At 61.7% G+C, this 17,311-nt stretch carries 13 protein-coding genes; 4 read left to right on the top strand and 9 right to left on the bottom strand.

Annotation, left to right across the window (positions count from 1 at the left end; genetic code table 11):
- Positions 1 to 126: 126 nt before the first annotated feature.
- From BLT08_RS06035 to BLT08_RS06015, 5 genes are all read right to left on the bottom strand, one after another.
- Positions 127 to 1,443, bottom strand: coding sequence for an ABC transporter ATP-binding protein (locus tag BLT08_RS06035; protein ID WP_090303839.1), 1,317 nt, complete (start codon positions 1,441 to 1,443; stop codon positions 127 to 129).
- Positions 1,440 to 2,717 carry an ABC transporter ATP-binding protein gene (locus BLT08_RS06030; RefSeq protein WP_090303838.1) on the bottom strand — a complete coding sequence of 426 codons (1,278 nt, stop codon included), beginning with the start codon at positions 2,715 to 2,717 and terminating at the stop codon, positions 1,440 to 1,442. The genes BLT08_RS06035 and BLT08_RS06030 overlap by 4 nt, the downstream gene beginning before the upstream one ends.
- A 1-nt stretch (position 2,718) precedes the next feature.
- Positions 2,719 to 3,726 carry an ABC transporter permease gene (locus BLT08_RS06025; protein ID WP_090303837.1) on the bottom strand — a complete coding sequence of 336 codons (1,008 nt, stop codon included), beginning with the start codon at positions 3,724 to 3,726 and terminating at the stop codon, positions 2,719 to 2,721.
- Positions 3,723 to 4,712, bottom strand: a complete 990-nt coding sequence (locus BLT08_RS06020) for an ABC transporter permease (protein ID WP_090303836.1) — start codon at positions 4,710 to 4,712, stop codon at positions 3,723 to 3,725. Before BLT08_RS06020 ends, BLT08_RS06025 begins: the two co-directional genes overlap by 4 nt.
- A gap of 88 nt (positions 4,713 to 4,800) precedes the next feature.
- Positions 4,801 to 6,417 carry an ABC transporter substrate-binding protein gene (locus tag BLT08_RS06015; RefSeq protein WP_090303835.1) on the bottom strand — a complete coding sequence of 539 codons (1,617 nt, stop codon included), beginning with the start codon at positions 6,415 to 6,417 and terminating at the stop codon, positions 4,801 to 4,803.
- A 179-nt stretch (positions 6,418 to 6,596) separates the two neighbouring features.
- Between BLT08_RS06015 and BLT08_RS06010 the strand changes: the two genes are divergently transcribed.
- The 4 genes from BLT08_RS06010 (at position 6,597) to BLT08_RS05995 (ending at position 10,023) form a co-directional block, all read left to right on the top strand.
- Positions 6,597 to 7,232: a ribonuclease H family protein gene (locus BLT08_RS06010; protein WP_090303834.1), complete on the top strand. Its 636-nt coding sequence runs from the start codon at positions 6,597 to 6,599 to the stop codon at positions 7,230 to 7,232.
- 796 nt (positions 7,233 to 8,028) lie between these two features.
- Positions 8,029 to 8,835 carry a hypothetical protein gene (locus BLT08_RS06005; RefSeq protein ID WP_139171275.1) on the top strand — a complete coding sequence of 269 codons (807 nt, stop codon included), beginning with the start codon at positions 8,029 to 8,031 and terminating at the stop codon, positions 8,833 to 8,835.
- 273 nt (positions 8,836 to 9,108) lie between these two features.
- Entirely contained in the window at positions 9,109 to 9,567 is a 459-nt protein-coding gene (locus tag BLT08_RS06000; RefSeq protein WP_090303832.1) for a DUF2240 family protein, read from the top strand.
- 78 nt (positions 9,568 to 9,645) lie between these two features.
- Positions 9,646 to 10,023: a DUF7993 family protein gene (locus BLT08_RS05995; protein ID WP_090303831.1), complete on the top strand. Its 378-nt coding sequence runs from the start codon at positions 9,646 to 9,648 to the stop codon at positions 10,021 to 10,023.
- 109 nt (positions 10,024 to 10,132) lie between these two features.
- Here the strand turns inward: BLT08_RS05995 and BLT08_RS05990 are convergent, their stop codons facing one another.
- The 4 genes from BLT08_RS05990 to BLT08_RS05970 all read right to left on the bottom strand — a co-directional run bounded on the left by BLT08_RS05990 (position 10,133) and on the right by BLT08_RS05970 (position 17,278).
- A complete protein-coding gene (locus BLT08_RS05990; protein ID WP_090303830.1) occupies positions 10,133 to 12,697 on the bottom strand; it encodes a hypothetical protein in 2,565 nt (854 codons plus the stop codon).
- Between the two features lie 327 nt (positions 12,698 to 13,024).
- Positions 13,025 to 13,696, bottom strand: coding sequence for an HAD family hydrolase (locus tag BLT08_RS05985; protein ID WP_090303829.1), 672 nt, complete (start codon positions 13,694 to 13,696; stop codon positions 13,025 to 13,027).
- Between the two features lie 644 nt (positions 13,697 to 14,340).
- On the bottom strand, positions 14,341 to 15,501 hold the full coding sequence (locus tag BLT08_RS05975; protein ID WP_090303827.1) for a mechanosensitive ion channel family protein: 1,161 nt from the start codon (positions 15,499 to 15,501) through the stop codon (positions 14,341 to 14,343).
- A gap of 916 nt (positions 15,502 to 16,417) precedes the next feature.
- On the bottom strand, positions 16,418 to 17,278 hold the full coding sequence (locus tag BLT08_RS05970) for an ion transporter (protein ID WP_090303826.1): 861 nt from the start codon (positions 17,276 to 17,278) through the stop codon (positions 16,418 to 16,420).
- Between the last annotated feature and the right edge of the window lie 33 nt (positions 17,279 to 17,311).

Below are 17,311 nucleotides of genomic sequence, written 5' to 3'. Positions count from 1 at the left end.
CCGATCCGAACGGTCGACGCTATGTTGGCACCGGTTACGCTACTTTCGGCCGTTTCAGTGGGTCATACCACCGATTCATGGGTTCTGTAAGCCCGCCATTCTCCGGCCCGGTATTCACGGACTCCGTCAGGTCCACGAATCCGGGTCGGCAGTTCGCTCGCGGGCCTCGCCGTGGAGGTGGCAGGCGACCGGATGGTCCTCGGTTTCGAGTTCGGGGGAGTCCCGTTCGCAGACGCTCTCGTATGACGCCCGCAGCCGATCGGCGGCGGCGTCCCAGTTCTCGTCGGCCAGTTCTGCCAGGGCTTCCTCGAGAATTTCGTCGTGACGCGGCGGGAGGGTCTCGTCGAGCAATCGCTCCTTCAGTGCCGCGACGAACCCGGGAACGTCCTCGGCGGGTACGCCGTCCTCGCCGCGCTCGAACCGGCCGTCGTCGCCGACGGACTCGAGCGAGACGTCGCGGCTTTCGATTCGTTGACGGACGGTCATGAGCTCGCGATAGGTATCCTGCTCGATATCGAGGTCTTCTGGCGGGATCACCATCGGACACCGCGTCCGGAACCGACACCCGCTCGGCGGGTTCCGCGGCGACGGCACGTCACCGGCGAGCGTCTCTCGCTCGCGCTCGCGTTCGTCCGTCGAGGCGCGTGGGACGCTTTCGAGCAAGGCCTGCGTGTACGGGTGTCTCGGGTCCTCGAACAGATCGCCGACGGGCCCGATCTCGACGATCTCGCCGAGGTACATCACGGCCACGCGATCACAGACGTGGCGAATCACGGAGAGGTCGTGGCTGATCAGCAGGTAGGTCAGATCGAACTCCGCTTGCAGGTCGTCGAGCAGGTTCAGCACCTGGGCCTGCACCGAGACGTCGAGCGCCGACGTCGGCTCGTCGAGCACCAGAAAGTCGGGCTCGAGCGCCAGCGCGCGGGCGATCCCGATTCGCTGGCGCTGGCCGCCGGAGAACTCGTGGGGGTAGCGATCCAACTGATCGGCCGAGAGGCCGACGCGCTCGAGGAGCTTCTGGACCCGATCCCGTCGCTCGGCTTTCGTCCCCACGTCGTGGATGTCGAGTGGCTGCCTGACGATGCTCCCGACCGTCATTCGGGGGTCGAGACTCGAGAACGGATCCTGGAAGACGATCTGTGCCTCGCGCCGGAAGTCGTCGAGGTCGCTGCCGTCCATGTCGTAGACGTTCGCACCCTCGAACTCGACGCGTCCGTCCGTCGGCTCCTGCAGCCGGAGGAGGGTCTCGCCGGCCGTCGACTTCCCGCAGCCGGATTCGCCGACGAGTCCGAGCGTCTCCCCGCGATAGATGTCGAGGCTCACGCCATCGACGGCGCGGACGGGCACCGGATCGTCGCCCAGCAGCCGGTCGAGGATCGAGTCGTTCTCCCAGAAGTACTTCTCGAGGTTGTCGACGCGGACGAGCGGCTCGCCGGTGCTCACTGGTGTTCACCTCCGGTAGTTTCGGCCGGCGGATGTTGCCGTTCGTCGTCGGAGTCCTCGTCTCGGTCGTCGGGACCGACGTGCTTGTCTCCGGCCGGGCGGTCCGTCCCGTCGAAGTAGTCGTCGGGCAACGCCCTTCCATCGTTGTACCCCGTTTCGGCGAGCACGCACCGCACCGCGTGATGGTCGCTGCCGCTCGCCGGATACTCGGGCGGATGGTTCAGGCAGTCCTCCATGGCCTTCGGACACCGATCCGCGAAGTGACACCGATCGCCCATCTCGTGGTCCAGCAGGCTGGGAACGTTCCCCGAGATCGGTTGGAGACGGCCGCCCCCACCCTCCATATCAGGGACCGAGCCGAGCAGACCCGCCGTGTAGGGGTGGACGTAATCGTCGAAGACATCCTCGAGCGTGCCGCGTTCGACGATCTCGCCCGCGTACATGACCCCGACGCGGTTGCACATGCGAGCGACGACGCCGAGGTTGTGCGTGATAAGGAGGATCGTCATTCCCATCTCCGCCTGGAGTTCGTCGAGCAGATCGAGAATCTGGGCCTGAATGGTGACGTCGAGCGCCGTCGTCGGCTCGTCGGCGATCAGCACGTCGGGCTCGCCCGCCAGCGCCTGGGCGATCATCGCCCGCTGAAGCATCCCGCCGGAGTACTCGTGTGGGTACTGGTCGGCCCGCTCGATAGGGTCGGGAATGCCGACCAGTTCGAGCAGTTCGATCGCCCGCTCGCGGCTCTCCGGCGAGACGTACCGCCTCGAGGAGAACATCGACCCGAGAATCATCGATGTCAGCGTGTACTGCTCCGATCGAGCGCGGGTCGACCGGGGGTTGGCGCTCGCACGCCGCTGAACCTCCACCGCCTCGGCGATCTGCTCGCCGACGGTGATGGTCGGGTTGAAGCTGCTCTGGGGGTCCTGAAAGATCATGCTGAAGTTCGATCCGCGCAGGGAGCGGCGAACCGACGGCGGTATCCGGAGGAGGTCTATCCGATCGCCGTCGATAGCGTCCGGGTAGTCGTCGCCGATCGCAGCGGCGAGGTCGGGTTCGCGGTACCAGATCTCCCCGTCGGTAATCTCGCCGGGCGGTTCGATCAGGTCGATGATCGAGCGGGCCGTGACGCTCTTCCCGCTGCCGCTCTCGCCGACGATTCCGTACGTGTCGCCGCGGTCGATCGAGAGGTCGACCCCGTCTACTGCGTTCACCTGACCCTCGTCGGTGAAGAACCTGGTCTTCAGTTCCTCGACTCGAAGAATTTCCTCAGTCATGTCAGCCGGCACCTCCGGCGCCTTCGCCCTCGATGTTCGGATCGAGGGCGTCCCGTAGCCAATCGCCGAGCAGGTTGACCCCGATCACGGAGAGGACGATTCCGATCCCCGGAACGGTGGCGACCCACCACTGGTTGCGCATCACGTCGTGTCCCCGTTGGATCTCGTAGCCCCACGAGAGCGTCGTCCCGGAGAATCCGAGATAGGAGAGCGAGCTCTCGAGGAGGATGATCGCCGCGACCTGGATCGTCGCGAGCACGATGATCGGCGTGAGGCTGTTAGGCAGGACGTGCTTGCGTAGGATCGTGGCGTGGCTCGCACCGAGCGAGCGCGCAGCCTTCACGTACTCCTCGTTGCGTATCGCCATCGCCTCGCCGCGGGCGACGCGCGCGAACCAGACCCAGGTGACGAGTGCGACCACCACCGTGACCATTCCGGGGAACGTAATCGTCTCGGGCATTCCGTCCGCGAAACCGGCCGCCACGATCGGATCGGGGATCCCGACCGTCCCTCGGCCGAACGCACCCATCAGCGCCAGTGCGAGAACGAGCGATGGGAACGCCAGCATGATATCCGCGATCCGCATGAGTCCGTCGTCGACTCGACCCCCGAAGTAGCCAGCGGTGAGACCGACGGGAACGCCGATTGCGGTCGCGAGCAGCGTTCCTGAGAGCCCGACGAGCAGCGAAGTCCGGGCACCGTAGAGGAATCGTGAATAGATGTCCTGGCCGACGTTGTTCGTTCCGAGAACGTGTTCGCTGGTTCCCTCGACGGTGTGGCTCACTCGCTCGCCGTCCTGGGCGATCGTGATCTCGTCGGTCAGTCCGAGCGGCGGATACGAAGCGCCGGCCTCGTCGCTGTGTCCCTGTTCGTGCGGGTTGTGCGTTGCCAAGACCGGCGCAAACAGCCCCATGAGGAGGATCGAAACGAAAAGAACGATCCCCACTTTTGCCAACAGGCTCCGGCGCAACTCGTTCGTCAGATTCGATTTAATTCGATCCGAAATCATTCGTCAGTCACCTGTGGGTTCAGCCGCGCGTAGAGGGCGTCGACCAGAATATTGATCACCACGAACGCGACCGCGATGAACAGCACGATCCCCTGGACGACTGGCCAGTCACCGTTTCTGAGCGATGTGATGAACATCTGCCCCAGTCCGGGCCAGTTGAACACCTCCTCAGTGATTACCGCTCCACCCATCAGCGTCCCGAGCTGGAGCCCGAGCACCGTGATGATGGGGATCAGCGTGTTCCGGAGGACGTGTTTGTACCGGACCAGCGTCCGCGGAAGCCCCTTGGCTTCCGTCGCGGTTACGTACGGCTTGCCGAGTTCGTCGATCATGCCGCTTCTGGTCAACCGCGTGATCAGCGCCGTAAAGTACGTTCCGAGCGTGATCGCCGGGAGGGTGATATAGCTGAGCCACGAAAGCAGATCGAGGACGTACCCGTATCGGAACAGGTTGTACATCGCCTCGTGGAACGCGATCCCTCGGCCGGACGTGGGAAAGACGCCGACCTGCATGGCCACGATCAGGATCAGCATGATCCCAAGCCAGAAGTTCGGCGTACTGATCCCGACGAGCGAGCCGAACGTGGCCGCGTAGTCCGCGGGCTGGTCGCGCCGCGTCGCGCTGACGACGCCCAGCGGGATCGCGATGACGACCGCGACGATCGTCGCCGCCACGGCGAGTTCGACAGTCGCTGCGAAGTGCTGTGCGATGATATCGTTGACTGCGCGACGCTGATTGTATGAGTACCCCAGGTTCCCCGTTAGCAGATTGCCAAGGTAGTCAAAATACTGTACGTACATCGGCTGATCGAGGCCGAGATCCTGTCGGATCTGGTCTCGCGTCGACTGATCGGGAACCTGACCCGCAATCAAGTTCACCGGATCGCCGGGAGAGAGCGCCCGCAGGGCGAACGTGATCGTCACGACGCCCCAAATGACGAACACCCCCTGTAGGAGCCGCCGTATCAGAAATTTTCCAAAGGCCATTCAGTTTACGTCCTGCGGTTAGCTGTTTTGAATAAGGTGTTTTCGTTTCTAATCATCCCGCGATTCGAGGCCGGGGCCGACCCGGCGGTTAGCTCATCTCCCAGACGAAGACGCTCTCGTCTTCACGGGCGTCCCACTCGATGTCGGCGTCGAGCCCGTAGATGCTCTGTTGCTGGTGGAGGAAGACCCACGGCGCTTTCTCCTGGGCCATCTCGTTGACCTCCTGAAGCATCGCCTCCCGTTCTTCGGGATCGTCCTCGACTTGTGACTCCTCGAGGGCCGTCTGCAGTTCCTCGTCGCGGAAGCTCTGGACGCCACCGTCGTCGTGGAAGAACCCGAACATGCCGTAGTCGGCGTCGCCCGTGATGACTCCCCATCCGATCAGGAAGAAGGGGATATCCTCGTGGTCGACGCCGGCGGAGTTCGCCTCCGAAACCACGTCGAACGGGACGGATTCGAAGTCACAGTCGACGTTCGGGAGCTGATCGATCTGGTCGGCCGCGCGTTCACCGACCTCGGCATCGTTGAGGTACCGACCCTCAGGGACGGTGAGCGTGATGTCGGCGGGGTCGTCCTCCGTGTATCCAGCTTCTTCGACGAGTTCCTCGGCTTGCTCAAGGTCGTGCTCGTAGGGGTCGAGGTCCGGATTGTAGCCGTTGACTTCCGGCGGCGTCGGCTGAGACATCGGGGCACCGAAGCCGTTCAGGATGTCGCTGATAATTTCCTCGTTGTCGACGGCGTAGTTCATCGCCTGGCGGAACTCCAGACTATCGAACGGCTCGACCTCGTTTTTCATCGGCAGGAAGATATTGCGGAACGAGGTCACTTCCTCGATTCGCACGTCGTCGTCGTTTTCGACGTTCCCGACCTCGCTGGGCTGGACGTTGTCGACGAAGTTGGTCTCGTCAGCCAGCAATGAACTCACGCGACCGGAGTCGGAAGTTTCGCCCTCAAAGATCAGTTCGCCGACGTTCGGTGCTTCGCCCCAGTAGTCGTCGAACGGCTCCATGACGATCCGGTTCTGACCAGGATTATACTCCGTGACCTGGAACGGCCCGGTGCCGTTAAACGCTTCGGCGTCCTCGCCGGAGATGACGCCGTCGTCGGTCGTCGGCGCGTCGTTCTCGTACCACTCCTGACTGACCGCTCGCAGGTAGTTGCCGAACTCGAACTCCGCGAGCTGTGCGGCCCCGCTGTAGGACAGCTCGAGGGTCGTGTCGTCGAGCGCTTCCGCGCCCTCGATCGAACCGAGTCCAGCGACCTGATCTGAAGCCGGCGGGACGTCGGGATCGATCTGTCGCTCGAGGGTAAACGCGATGTCCTCCGCGGTTAGCTCTTGGCCCTGGTGGAAGACGACGTCGCTGCGGATCGTCAACTCGACCGTGCCGTCGTCACCGTGTTCCCAGTCTTCGACGATGCGGCCCTGGGGTTCCTCGCCTGGCGTGACGTCAAACAACGGTTCGTAGACGTGGTCGTAGACGTTGAAGTACGGGCCGGTGATGTGATCGTTCGGGTCTTCGACGTCTGGGAACTCTCCCTGGGTAATCGTAAGCGTGTCAAGATCGAGGTCGCCGCCGTCGCCGTCATCGTCGTCGGGGTCGCCCAGACAGCCGGCGAGCGCACCGAGACCGCTCGTCGCCCCAGCCGCCCCGGTAAGCTTCAATAACGTCCGTCGATCGATGCTCTGGTTGATAACACCCTTCATACTCCATAGCAAACCGGATGATTATTTATAAATATTGGTATCTGCCAGCCGATATGCGGTTATATGTACACCGATGCATAATCTTATGCAGCGAATGGAAAGTATAAACGTTCCACCGTTCCGTCTCACGGGGAGATTTCTGGGATAACTTTAAGAAACCTTCGACTCGTACTACGAGTATGGCCGCTCACGGCCGGTCCGCCCTGCGGGACCTGTTCGACGAGTCGCCCACACCCCACATCGCTCACCCGCCGCGGACCCATCATCGTGACTTCTACGTCGCTACCGATGGGTCCTTCCGGAAGGCGGGCGGTGGACTGGGCGCCGTCATCGAAACGCGCGACGGCACCCGTGTCGCACGCGTCGCGACCACGGATACGCCGCCGGACAACAACGTCGCCGAGTATCGAGCGCTACATCTCGGACTCGACGTCCTGGCAGCGCGTGCGCCTCGAGACGCCCGCGTCGGCGTCCTCATCGACCACGATGCGCTCGCCAGCAACGTCAATAGCGCCATTCTCGCGACGAACCACCCGGACGGGAAAGCGCCGCGTCCGATCTCCGTCCCGTCCGCGACCCGGTATCACTGGCGGGGCATCCAGGCGCGACTCAACGGCTTCGGCGAGGTTCGGGCCGCGCGCATCGACAGCGACCAGAATCCCGCCCACCCGCTCGCGAACGCGCCGGACCAGTACCGGCACGTCAACCGTGAACCCGACCGCTGCGTTCTCCCGGAGACGCCGGAACCGACCGCGACCGAGTTCCCGCCGCCGTCTCGAGCCAACCGCAACGGCGGCGGTCGCGCTTCCGACTGAGCGTCGCGACCACGTCAGCCGTTCGACGGTCGCGCCTCGAGTTCGAGGCCGGACACGATACCGCAGCCGAGGCGGCCACCTCAAATTTCGCGTGCGCCCGAAGGCGAACGGAGCCGCCGCGGGCGCCGGTCTTTGTCCAGAGCGGCGCGGCGGTGAAGCGGGTGACGGACGTCGTGCAGGCTGTCAACCGATCGTGATAGTCCGGAATACCGTCCGCAGCGACCGAAAAACGAGTGTCGTCCCCCCAATAGTCGTCGGGCTTGACGCGCCATGATCGGTCATTGGTCCGACGCTGTCGATTTCGTACTCGGACTCGATCAGAGAGCCGACGCCGTCGATCAGTGGAGTATGTTCGAGCTAGTTTTCGTGCCACGGCATGTTTCCCTTGCTCTCGTCCTCGATTGAACCAAGGAGGGGGTAGCGACTGAGGTACGGCTGCCGGTTGTTGACGATCGGTTCCGCAGGCACCTCGACGGTGACATTGACGAGCAGCGTGTCGAATTCCCAGGCATGGCGGGCGTCGACGGCGCGGCCCGCGGCTCGTGTGGCATCGTCACTAGACCACGTGAGGTTGTCCTCGATTGTTGTACCGCTGTATGTTGACCGAACATTGGTGCTGCCGTCTTCGATTTCGAAGTAGTAGTCGACCGGTGGCGGCTTTCCAGTCTTTCAGGTCCAGCGGGTCGGGACGGATTTGGGATCTCCTATTGTAGATAACATAAATGATAAGATACTAGAAGTAACTATTAAGTTGTAGTGTAAAAACACTTTCTACGAGGATAATAAATCAGAAACAATGAAAGACAGCTCAGACAATACACGATCCCGACGAACTGTACTCAAGGGCGCAAGCACTGGTGTGGTTGGGTCGATCGCCGCATTATCGAGCGTCTCGTCTGCACAGGCGAGTACAGACGACGAGGAACCCGAGTGGACCAACACGTATATTGAGTCGTCGACTGATGAAATGTTTGGTACAGAGTATCTTCTCGAGCAATCACTCGCAATCGAATACTTTGGCGATGATGATGCGTTCGATGACACGGTTCACAAATACCGTGTGGCAGGCTCGACAGTTGCCCGAATGGAAGATGAAGATGGTGGCTGGCAAGACCCGTACGAGACGGGGGGTGATGTGGGTAACGCAGCAATAGACGAACATACTCTATCGATCGACATCAACAGTAATGATATAAAACTCTGGGACAGCAATGACCCGGAGTATCTGGGCGGCTTTCCCGTTTTTGAGGATGGAGGCGGCGTAGACTACTCTGAAGTAGCCGAATATACGATTAAAGCTGCAGTTAACAAACATCCGTATGGAAGAGCTGCGTTCACTGCCCACGAGATTTATAGCCAATTACAGAACATTCAAGATGCGAGCGGACCGGATCGATCAAGAGAGTTCGAATGGTCGTACTCGTACGATGAAGTCGTGGCTGATGCAAGTCACTATTATGAGTTTATGATCGAGGACGATGACATCTGTAAGCAAGAGGGCATTCAGATCTACTCGACGGCTTCAAATTCGGCTAACGGTGAAGTGGAGGTCCACGCTACTGCAACAGTGCCACAACTTGCTGACCCAGGTCTCTGCTGGTAGTCCTCTGAAGTCTAACCCAGGCGATTTTATTGTCTGACCATAATATTAGGTTTTATCTCCACGGATGCTCCGCCGTCTCGAGCCAACCGCAACGGCGGCGGTCGCGCCTCCGACTGACGGCGAACGCCGAGCGATCGCTTTACCACTCGAGGGCCGACCCGCTTCCTCGAGCGGGGGCCGAACCCAGTCGGCCGTCCTCAAGCGGAGATCGATCCACCCTGTCCGGCGGTCGGAACCGCCACCATTATCTCGTCGTTCGGGCCATCACAGTGCATGAGCCTTCGCGTCGCGATCGCGGCACCGTTCATCCAGAACGGGAGCCGACAGCTGCAGGAAAACGAACTCGTCGTCGCACTCTCGCTCGACCGCGACTGGTTCTCCCCCGACCAGTCCAAACGGCTGATCGACGTCGCGACGCGCGAGGGACTGCTCGAGCCGGGCGACGACGGTCTCGAGGTCACGTTCGACCCGGCCGACGTAACGGTTCCCGACGAGTTCGTCCCCGACGAGGACCTCCTGCAGGAACGCTCCGCGTTCGAGCGCGTCCTCGACACGCTCGTCGCGGCGGGCGTGGAGAAACACGAGGCCGTCGGCGCGATCAACACGCTGCAACAGGACCTCGGCGTGACGATCGAAACCGCCGCCGTCGTCTACGCCCGTCGCGAAGGGATCGACGTGTCCGAACTGGTCCCCGTCGCGCGGGCGGCGCTGAACGACGGCGGATCGTCGTAATCGTCCGAACGTAACGACGACGAGTCGATCTCGATCGAAAGCCGAAGCGCGTTAGTCTCCGGCCGACCGACGACCGATATGGTCGAAGCGCGGATCACCGACGGCCGCCGGATCGCCGAACTGCTCGCCTCCGAACTCGACGGCCGCGAGGACGGCACGCTCGAGTCGACGCAAGTCACGAACGCGGATCGCGACGTCGAGCCGACGGCCGACGGCTCGCGCGCGTACGATGTAACCCACGACGGCGAGCGGATCGCACGGGTGTTCGTTCACGACGACCGCGCGCGCCTCGAGTTCGAGGCCGGACAGGACATCGCAGCCGAGACGGCAGCGGAACTCGAGTTGCGTGTGCGCCCGAAGGCGACGGAGCCGCCGCGGACGCTCGTGTTCGTCGAAAGCGGTGCGGCGGTGAAGCGGGCGACGGACGTCGTGCAAGCCGTCAATCGATCGGTGTAACGATTAGCGGGTGCTGCCCGCTCGTCGCCGCGTCTCTCTCGTCGAATACTACCGGTCGTAACGGGTGTTCGAAACCCGCGAAAATGGCAACAGCGAATCCGTCGGCGCCTCAGTAGTCGTCGGGCGAGATCCGGTCGGAACCGGCGTAGACGAACGCCGTCCCCTCCTCGAACGTGAGGTCGGTGACCGATCCGGAGTAGCGGAAGCGGTGGTAGCCGTCCTCGATCTCACCGCTGGCCGTGCCGTCCGAATCCACCGTCGCGTGCCGACTGGAGGCGTCCCAGGCGATCGTCTCGATTCGGCCGTCGACGCTCACCTCGTACGCGGCCGGCGAGCCGTTGCTGACGATCGTCAGAATCTGTGGCAACTCTTCGCCGTACTCGCTGGGATCGATCCGCTCGCCGTCGAGCGAGACGCGAGCCGAGCCGTCGATCGTGATCGACTCGAGTTCGCCGCTGAAGCTGAACGCGTCGCGCCAGCCGTTGATGGTTCCGGTGACGTGTCCGCCGTCGATCACGGTGTCGTCGTTGATCGACGAGCCGTGTTCAGTCGTCGGTTCGACGTCGCCGCTGACGACGAACTCGTACTTGGTCTTGCCCGAGGCGCCGACGCCGTCGAGCAGCAGCGTCCGATCGAGGTCGTCGCCGTGCCACGGCATGTCGCCCTTCCAGTCGTCACCCGTCGCACCGGGGAGGGGGTAGCGACTGAGATACGACTGCTGGTCGTTGACGATTGGTTCCGCCGGCCCTTCGACGGTGACGTCGACGAGCAGCGTGTCGAACTCCCAGGCGTGGCGGCCGTCGACGACGCGACCCGCGGCGCGGGTGCCATCGTCGCTCACCCACATGTAGTCGTCCTCGATGGTCGCACCGTTGTACGTCGACGGAACGATACTGCTGCCGTCTTCGATCTCGAAGTAGTAATCCGTCGGCTCCGACTCGCCCTCGGCGACGAACTCGTAGGTGTGTTCGCCGGACGTGTGCCACGGCATGTCTCCCTTCCAGTCGTCGCCCGTCGCCCCCGGAAGCGGATAGCGACTGAGGTACGATTGCTGGTCGTTGACGATCGGCTCTGCCGGCCCCTCGACGGTGACGTCGACGAGCAGCGTGTCGAACTCCCAGGCGTGGCGGCCGTCGACGACGCGACCCGCGGCGCGGGTGCCGTCGTCGCTGACCCACATGAAGTCGTCCTCGATGGTCGCACCGTTGTACGTCGACGGAACGATGGGACTGCCGTCTTCGATCTCGAAGTAGTAATCCGTCGGCTCGTCTTCGCCTTCGGCGACGAACTCGTAGGTGTGTTCGAACTCGTGGTCGTCCTCGTCGTCGCTGTCATCCTCTTCTGGTTCGTCGGCTTCCTCCTCGTCGTGCCACGGCATGTCGCCCTTCCAGCCGTCGCCGGACGCGCCGGAGAGCGGATACCGATCGAGATTCGAGTCGACGTCGTTGACGACCGCGTGGGCGGGGCCCTCGACGGTCGCGTCGATGATGTTCGTATCGAACTCCCAGGCGTGGCGGCCGTCGACGACGCGACCCGCAGCGCGGGTGCCGTCGTCGCTCACCCACATCACGTCATCCTCGACGGTGGCTCCGTTGTACGTCGAGGGCTCGATCGGTCCGTCTTCGATCTCGAAGTAGTAGTCGGTCGGCTCCGACTCGCCCTCGGCGACGAACTCGTAGGTGTGTCGAAGGTCCTCGTAGTCGCCGCGGGGCTCGATCGAACCGCCGGAGCTGCCCGACGCGGCCGCTTCGGCCGACGTAGGGACGCCGTCGGGGATCGAGAGGTCGGGGGTGGAGCCCGCTCGAGACGTGTTGACTCGCCCCTGGGTTCCGCCGGAAATGTTCCCGCCGTCGAGAACGATCCGTCCGTTCTGGTGGGTGATCGCCGCGGCGCCGTACGATCCGGCGGCGAAGTTGCAGTTCGTGGCGGTCATCGTCTGGTTGCCCCAGTGCCACAGCGGCCGGCCGTGACTCTCGGAGTAGTTCCCCCAGCGACCGTAGCTCGTCGAGTAGTCCGTGTTGTCGTTGTACGCCACGCAGTTCTCGAGCGTGTCGCGGCCGGATCCCGTCCGGAACGTGGTGACGCCGTTGTTCTTCCCGTAACAGTTGGTCCAGTGGACGCTGCCGCCGTGGGCAGTGTTGGAACAGTAAAAGCCGTTGTTCGGGTAGCCCTGGACGTTCATTCGGTCGAACTCGACGCGACAGTTCGCGCTCCGGTGGTAGAAGATGGCGCCGGGGCCGTGAACGAAGCTTTCGCCTCGTTTGTTCGCGCCGTCGCCGATGTAGACGTTCTCGAAGCTGACGGTGCCGCCGGTGTTCGTGATCGAGAAGATGAAGCTGCTTCCCTGATAGAGCCCCTTGACCCCGACGTTGCGGATCGTGGCCGCGCCCTCGACGACTACGGTGATGCTCCCGCCACCGGTAACGTCGATGAGTTTGTTCTCCCACGTTTCGTTGCCGAGACGGATCACCTGTCCGCGGGCGGTAATGACGTCGTAATCGTCACCGCTCGCACTCGCCGCACCGGTCGCTGCGGTCGCCGCCGCAGTCGTCGCACCGGCGAGCTTCAGGTACGAACGACGGTCAAGTAACGTGTTATTATCTGCGCAATCGCCGCCAAACGCCCGCTTGTCGCCGTTTTCACCGCCATCCGATTCTGCAGTATCGCGTGCCATACGATCCTGTAATTCTCTGTTTTCTATATAAGCTTTCCCCCTTAAAAATGAATAAAATAATCAGAATGTCCTTGTATCGTGACTGAATATGAAATTATGATTGGCTTTGATTCACTATTTTTTATATATTGTGGGACTTTGCACCACCGACCGGTGGCAGCTACTCTCGACCGAGAGACCTGTGGCTCCAGACAACACAGAGCCGTTCCGGCTGCCGAACGAGTTCGATGCATCCGATGCGTTCGACGTACCGACTAGAATCGGATATCGACGATCCTCTCTCGAGGTGGCACTCACACGGTAGGCCTCTTCAGGCGGTGCGTGCGCTCACTTGGCCGGAGAATCGAACGCGTCGAGAATCCGTGGAAGCTCCGCGGCGATAGCCGACTGGTCGACGTGATCGGCGGCTCGCGGGTCGGGACCGGGCCCGTCCTCGAGCAACACCTGTACGACGTCCATCCCGGCGTTCGTCGCCCCGTAGACGTCGGCTTCGACCTCGTCGCCGACGTAGACGACGTCACCGGGATCGACGTCGAGTTCGGCGGCGATCGCCTCGAACGCGCGGCGGTCCGGTTTCCCGGCCTCGAGCTCGCCCGTCACGAGCGCCGCGTCGAAGGCGCGTTCCCAGCCGAGCGTCGCAATCTTGTCTCGCTGGGCGCGGACCGGCCCGTTGGTGAGCAGTCCGACGCGATACTCGTCGCGGAGCTCCCCGAGCATCGCCTCGACGCCGGGCAGCGCCTCGAGCGACGCCGCGATCGTCTCGCGGTAGGCGTCGGCGACGGCGGCCGGGTCCGCGTCGGTCTCCCGGCCCTCGAGCAGATCCGCGAAGATGGGTTCGCGCGTCTCGCGGGTGAGGTTTCGCCGGTGTGCGTCGAGGTAGGCCTCGCGAGTCAGCGCCGGCGCGCCGGCTTCGGCGGCAGCCTGTCGGAGGATGGTCGTTCGGTCCTGCGTGGGCACGGCGAGCGTGTAATCGAGGTCAAAGACGACCGACCGTGGCATGGAAGTCACCGGGCGCTCGAGGAGGTTGAAGCTATCCCTTCTACTCGGCGAGTGAAGCGAAATCGGTACCGAAACTCGAGTGAACGGTCAGTCGTCGCTCGGCTGCGGCGTCGGTTCGGAACGGGACTCGAACGTCGGACTCGACGCGAATTTATCGCGTCTCGGGTGGTCCGTCCTCGGTGGACCGTTTGATAACGCTGTGAATCGCCCAGACGGTCCAACAACCGACGAGGGCCGTAACAGCGATGAACCAGTACTCTCGGTACGCGTTTTCGAGAACCGCGGATAGAACGAGTATCGTGAGGACGTACACCGTGACGACCGTGAACAGATCCTCGAACGCTGCAGGCCGACGAATACGGGGTACCTTCAGCATCGTACTCGTAGTACGTTCTTCGAGAACACGTACCCTTGGTTCTGTTCGTTCGAGAGACAGTACGTACACCGCAGACGAATACGAGATGCAGGTACGCGTGAGGATCGCTCTGCCACGCCCATTCCGAGAACGAGGACGTGGTCGATGTATTCGTCGTTTCTCGCGTTCGACAGACGCGATCAGCTATTCGCCCACGGGCTAAGTCGTACTGCTTCCGATCACCGATGTCTGCTCGGAATCGTGGTCAACCGCCGAACCGCGGACGCATTCACCGATCATCGCCGTGCGAGTAATCGTAATTCTCGCCGTCCGTGTTCGGGACGGTACGCTCGAACTCGACCGAGTCCGGTTCCGACTCGTGGAAGCTCAGTTCGCGTTGGGGGAACGGGATACCGATTCCGGCGTCACTGAACTCGTCGTACACGCGCCGATTGATCTGATCGATAGCGCTCTTTTCCTTCAACGGATGGACGACGAACGCTCGCAGTTCGAACACCAGCGCGGAGTCGCCGAACTCGCTGAACAGCACCTGTGGTTTCGGCGAGTCGTGGATGAGCGACGCCTCCTCGCAGACGTCGAGCAGGATTCGCTCGACCTCCTGGTAATCGGACCCGTAGGCGGCCGTGATCGGGATCCGGAGACGCATCCGCCGCTGGGGCGTCGACTGGTTGACGACCTGCCTGGTATTCAGGACCGAGTTGGGAACGGTGATCGTTACGTTGTCTCGCGTGAGAACCGTCGTGCTCCGGATGCCGATGTCGACGACCGTCCCGCGGAAGCCGTCGTCGAGTTCGATCACGTCGCCGACGGTGTAGGTGTTATCGAAGTACAGCGAGACGCCGCCGATGAGATTCGAAATGGTTTCCTGGGCTGCGAGTCCGAGGACGATTCCGAGGATTCCGGCCGAGGCGAGAAACGGCGTGATCTCGATGCTCCAGATCGAGATCATCAGCAGGACGGCGCCGAGAACTGCCGCGATCGTCCAGAGGTTTTTGAACACCGGGGCGAACTTGTAGTCGGTCTCACTCGCGTGGGCGTGTTCGATCCAGCGATTGCCGAGTCGGAGCGCCGCCCACGTCCAGAGCAGGACGAACGCCGTGACCAGCGCGTCGACGAGGACGACGCTCGAGTCCACGAAATCGAGGACGACGAAGCTCAGATAGAGTCCGCCCAGTCCGATCGAGAGATACAGCGGCGCGTGGATCACCTCGAACAGCGTCCGGTTGAACGACGTCTCCGACCAGGAGTCCGACCGCTCGAGAAGTCCCTTGCCGCCCCACTCGACGAGTCGGGCCGCAACGTAAGAGAGCGCCAGAACGAATACCGCGACGAGCCAGGGGTTCTCGACCCCGATGGCTTCGAACGGGCCTGGAATCCTGATGGCGAGGTGTGGAATGGCGATCATCTCGGACTCCGTGATACGCACCATCTCGAGTCGACGGTTATAATGGTATCGTGAGCGGACGAAGCGGCTCCCGGGTGACGCGGAAGATACCGGTCGGCGAGCACAGTGCCCGTCGGAACTCGCTCAGAAAGCGGTCGAGCGGCGGGTCAGAGACCGTACGCCGAACCCGTTTAGGTTGTTCGTCAGTCGTCGCTTGGCCGAGGACCTGACTCCGAGCGACCCTCCAGTCTCGGGACGACAGTCGACTCAAGCTGACTCGAGTGCGGGGCGAGGAGTCTCAGCAGGACGCAACTTGCTACTGAAAGTCATTTGCATACACGATCGCAGGACGTCACTGAGACCGGTGTGTGACTCGTTTCAATGGCTACTGTAGCCGACGAAATCATAAATATATGATATAAATGGGATCATGGGTGTAGCGGCGAGTCATCGGGGATAGTGATATCACGATACAGACAAAGTTCCCGGGCCCGGTCACGCAATTCGTCCGGATGAGGAAGTCGACGGTCGTGTATCGTTTCTACGATAATCCACCCCATTAAATCGTCGTGCGTCTCTTCATCAGCAGCTCGATAGACAGCCTCCAGGATATCCTTATAATCAGTTCGAGGGTTCACATCACTCTGGCTCGGTCGCGCCAATTGTTGCTGTGCCCTTCGGATTCGTCTGATTGCGAACGCTGGTGAAGCCATTGCACGATATCCCGTTTCAGGCATCTTAGGTTATTGGACTTTTTTACGGCCATCACCGGATATCGGTATAGAAGCCGAAATTACGTCTGAGGCTGTTTACACCTCGAGCCTTCACGACCTGAAGGCCACGCTCTTGTGCCCGTACTACCCAACAGGAGCTCTCCAGATTCAACACGCACACGAATCGAACGTTGTCAGCAGTGACGAAGGAAAACGCGACGAGGACGAACTTCGATCGGGAACTAAGCTCAATCGTCTAATTCAGCTTTCTCTGTATGCGCTTGGGGTTCGTCAGCAAGTTCATCGACATGCTCGCCGCAGTGGGGACAGTATCGATCTCCTTGACGGCGCCGATTGAGTTCCTCGGTAAATCCGGAGGCGATAATACCTGCTGGGAGCGCGAAGAGTCCGATACCGAGTAATGCGATCGTCGCCCCGAGCGCTCGGCCGAGTGGCGTCACCGGGACCACGTCACCGTATCCGACAGTCGTGAGCGTGACGACACCCCACCAGATGGCCGCTGGAATACTCGAAAAGACCTCCGGTTGCGCACTCCGTTCGATATAATACATAAGGCTAGAGATGAAGACGAGCCAGATACTCATCACCAGGACAGTAATCATCAACTCGTGCGATTTCCTGCGGAACACGTTCGTAATCAGTGTTGTTGAGCTCGAATACCGGGCTATCTTCAACAGTCGGAACAACCGGAAGATTCTGAGCACTCGCTCGGCCCCCTGCTCTCCGATAACTACCGGCAGGTAGAACGGAAGTATGGCAAACAGGTCGACGAGCGCATACGGTGAGAGCATGAACCGAATGCGGCCGCGTATCGGGGACGAGTACCGGTCGTCGACCGTACAGGACCAGACCCGAAGGACGTACTCGATAGTGAATACGCCGACACAGATAATGTCGAATACATAAATATACCATCCGTACTGGGCACCGACCCAATCGACTGTTCCTGCGATATACGTCCCAACGTTCAGAACGATCAATGCGGTGATAAACAGATTCGTCCCGAGTGAGAGTCGGTCTTCAGTATTCCCGCCGTCTAAAAGAATGTATACGCGCTCTTTGACTGGTCGAAGTGACCCAGTGACCATACGTTGCTCCCACCTCACTCAGACCGACGGTAT

The sequence above is a fragment of the Natronorubrum texcoconense genome (genome assembly GCF_900100335.1).
Classification (GTDB): domain Archaea; phylum Halobacteriota; class Halobacteria; order Halobacteriales; family Natrialbaceae; genus Natronorubrum; species Natronorubrum texcoconense.
Note: the sequence above shows the minus strand (reverse complement) of the source record. Positions and strands in the feature narration are given on the sequence as shown.

What these genes read in the sequence shown, in the direction of transcription:
- BLT08_RS06005 (WP_139171275.1), top strand. Translation starts at nt 8,029, where the DNA reads ATGAAAGACAGCTCAGACAATACACGATCCCGACGAACTGTACTCAAG.
- BLT08_RS06015 (WP_090303835.1), bottom strand. Translation starts at nt 6,417, where the DNA reads ATGAAGGGTGTTATCAACCAGAGCATCGATCGACGGACGTTATTGAAG.
- BLT08_RS06010 (WP_090303834.1), top strand. Translation starts at nt 6,597, where the DNA reads ATGGCCGCTCACGGCCGGTCCGCCCTGCGGGACCTGTTCGACGAGTCG.
- BLT08_RS05995 (WP_090303831.1), top strand. Translation starts at nt 9,646, where the DNA reads ATGGTCGAAGCGCGGATCACCGACGGCCGCCGGATCGCCGAACTGCTC.
- BLT08_RS05970 (WP_090303826.1), bottom strand. Translation starts at nt 17,278, where the DNA reads ATGGTCACTGGGTCACTTCGACCAGTCAAAGAGCGCGTATACATTCTT.
- BLT08_RS06025 (WP_090303837.1), bottom strand. Translation starts at nt 3,726, where the DNA reads ATGATTTCGGATCGAATTAAATCGAATCTGACGAACGAGTTGCGCCGG.
- BLT08_RS05985 (WP_090303829.1), bottom strand. Translation starts at nt 13,696, where the DNA reads ATGCCACGGTCGGTCGTCTTTGACCTCGATTACACGCTCGCCGTGCCC.
- BLT08_RS06020 (WP_090303836.1), bottom strand. Translation starts at nt 4,712, where the DNA reads ATGGCCTTTGGAAAATTTCTGATACGGCGGCTCCTACAGGGGGTGTTC.
- BLT08_RS05975 (WP_090303827.1), bottom strand. Translation starts at nt 15,501, where the DNA reads ATGGTGCGTATCACGGAGTCCGAGATGATCGCCATTCCACACCTCGCC.
- BLT08_RS06000 (WP_090303832.1), top strand. Translation starts at nt 9,109, where the DNA reads ATGAGCCTTCGCGTCGCGATCGCGGCACCGTTCATCCAGAACGGGAGC.
- BLT08_RS06030 (WP_090303838.1), bottom strand. Translation starts at nt 2,717, where the DNA reads ATGACTGAGGAAATTCTTCGAGTCGAGGAACTGAAGACCAGGTTCTTC.
- BLT08_RS05990 (WP_090303830.1), bottom strand. Translation starts at nt 12,697, where the DNA reads ATGGCACGCGATACTGCAGAATCGGATGGCGGTGAAAACGGCGACAAG.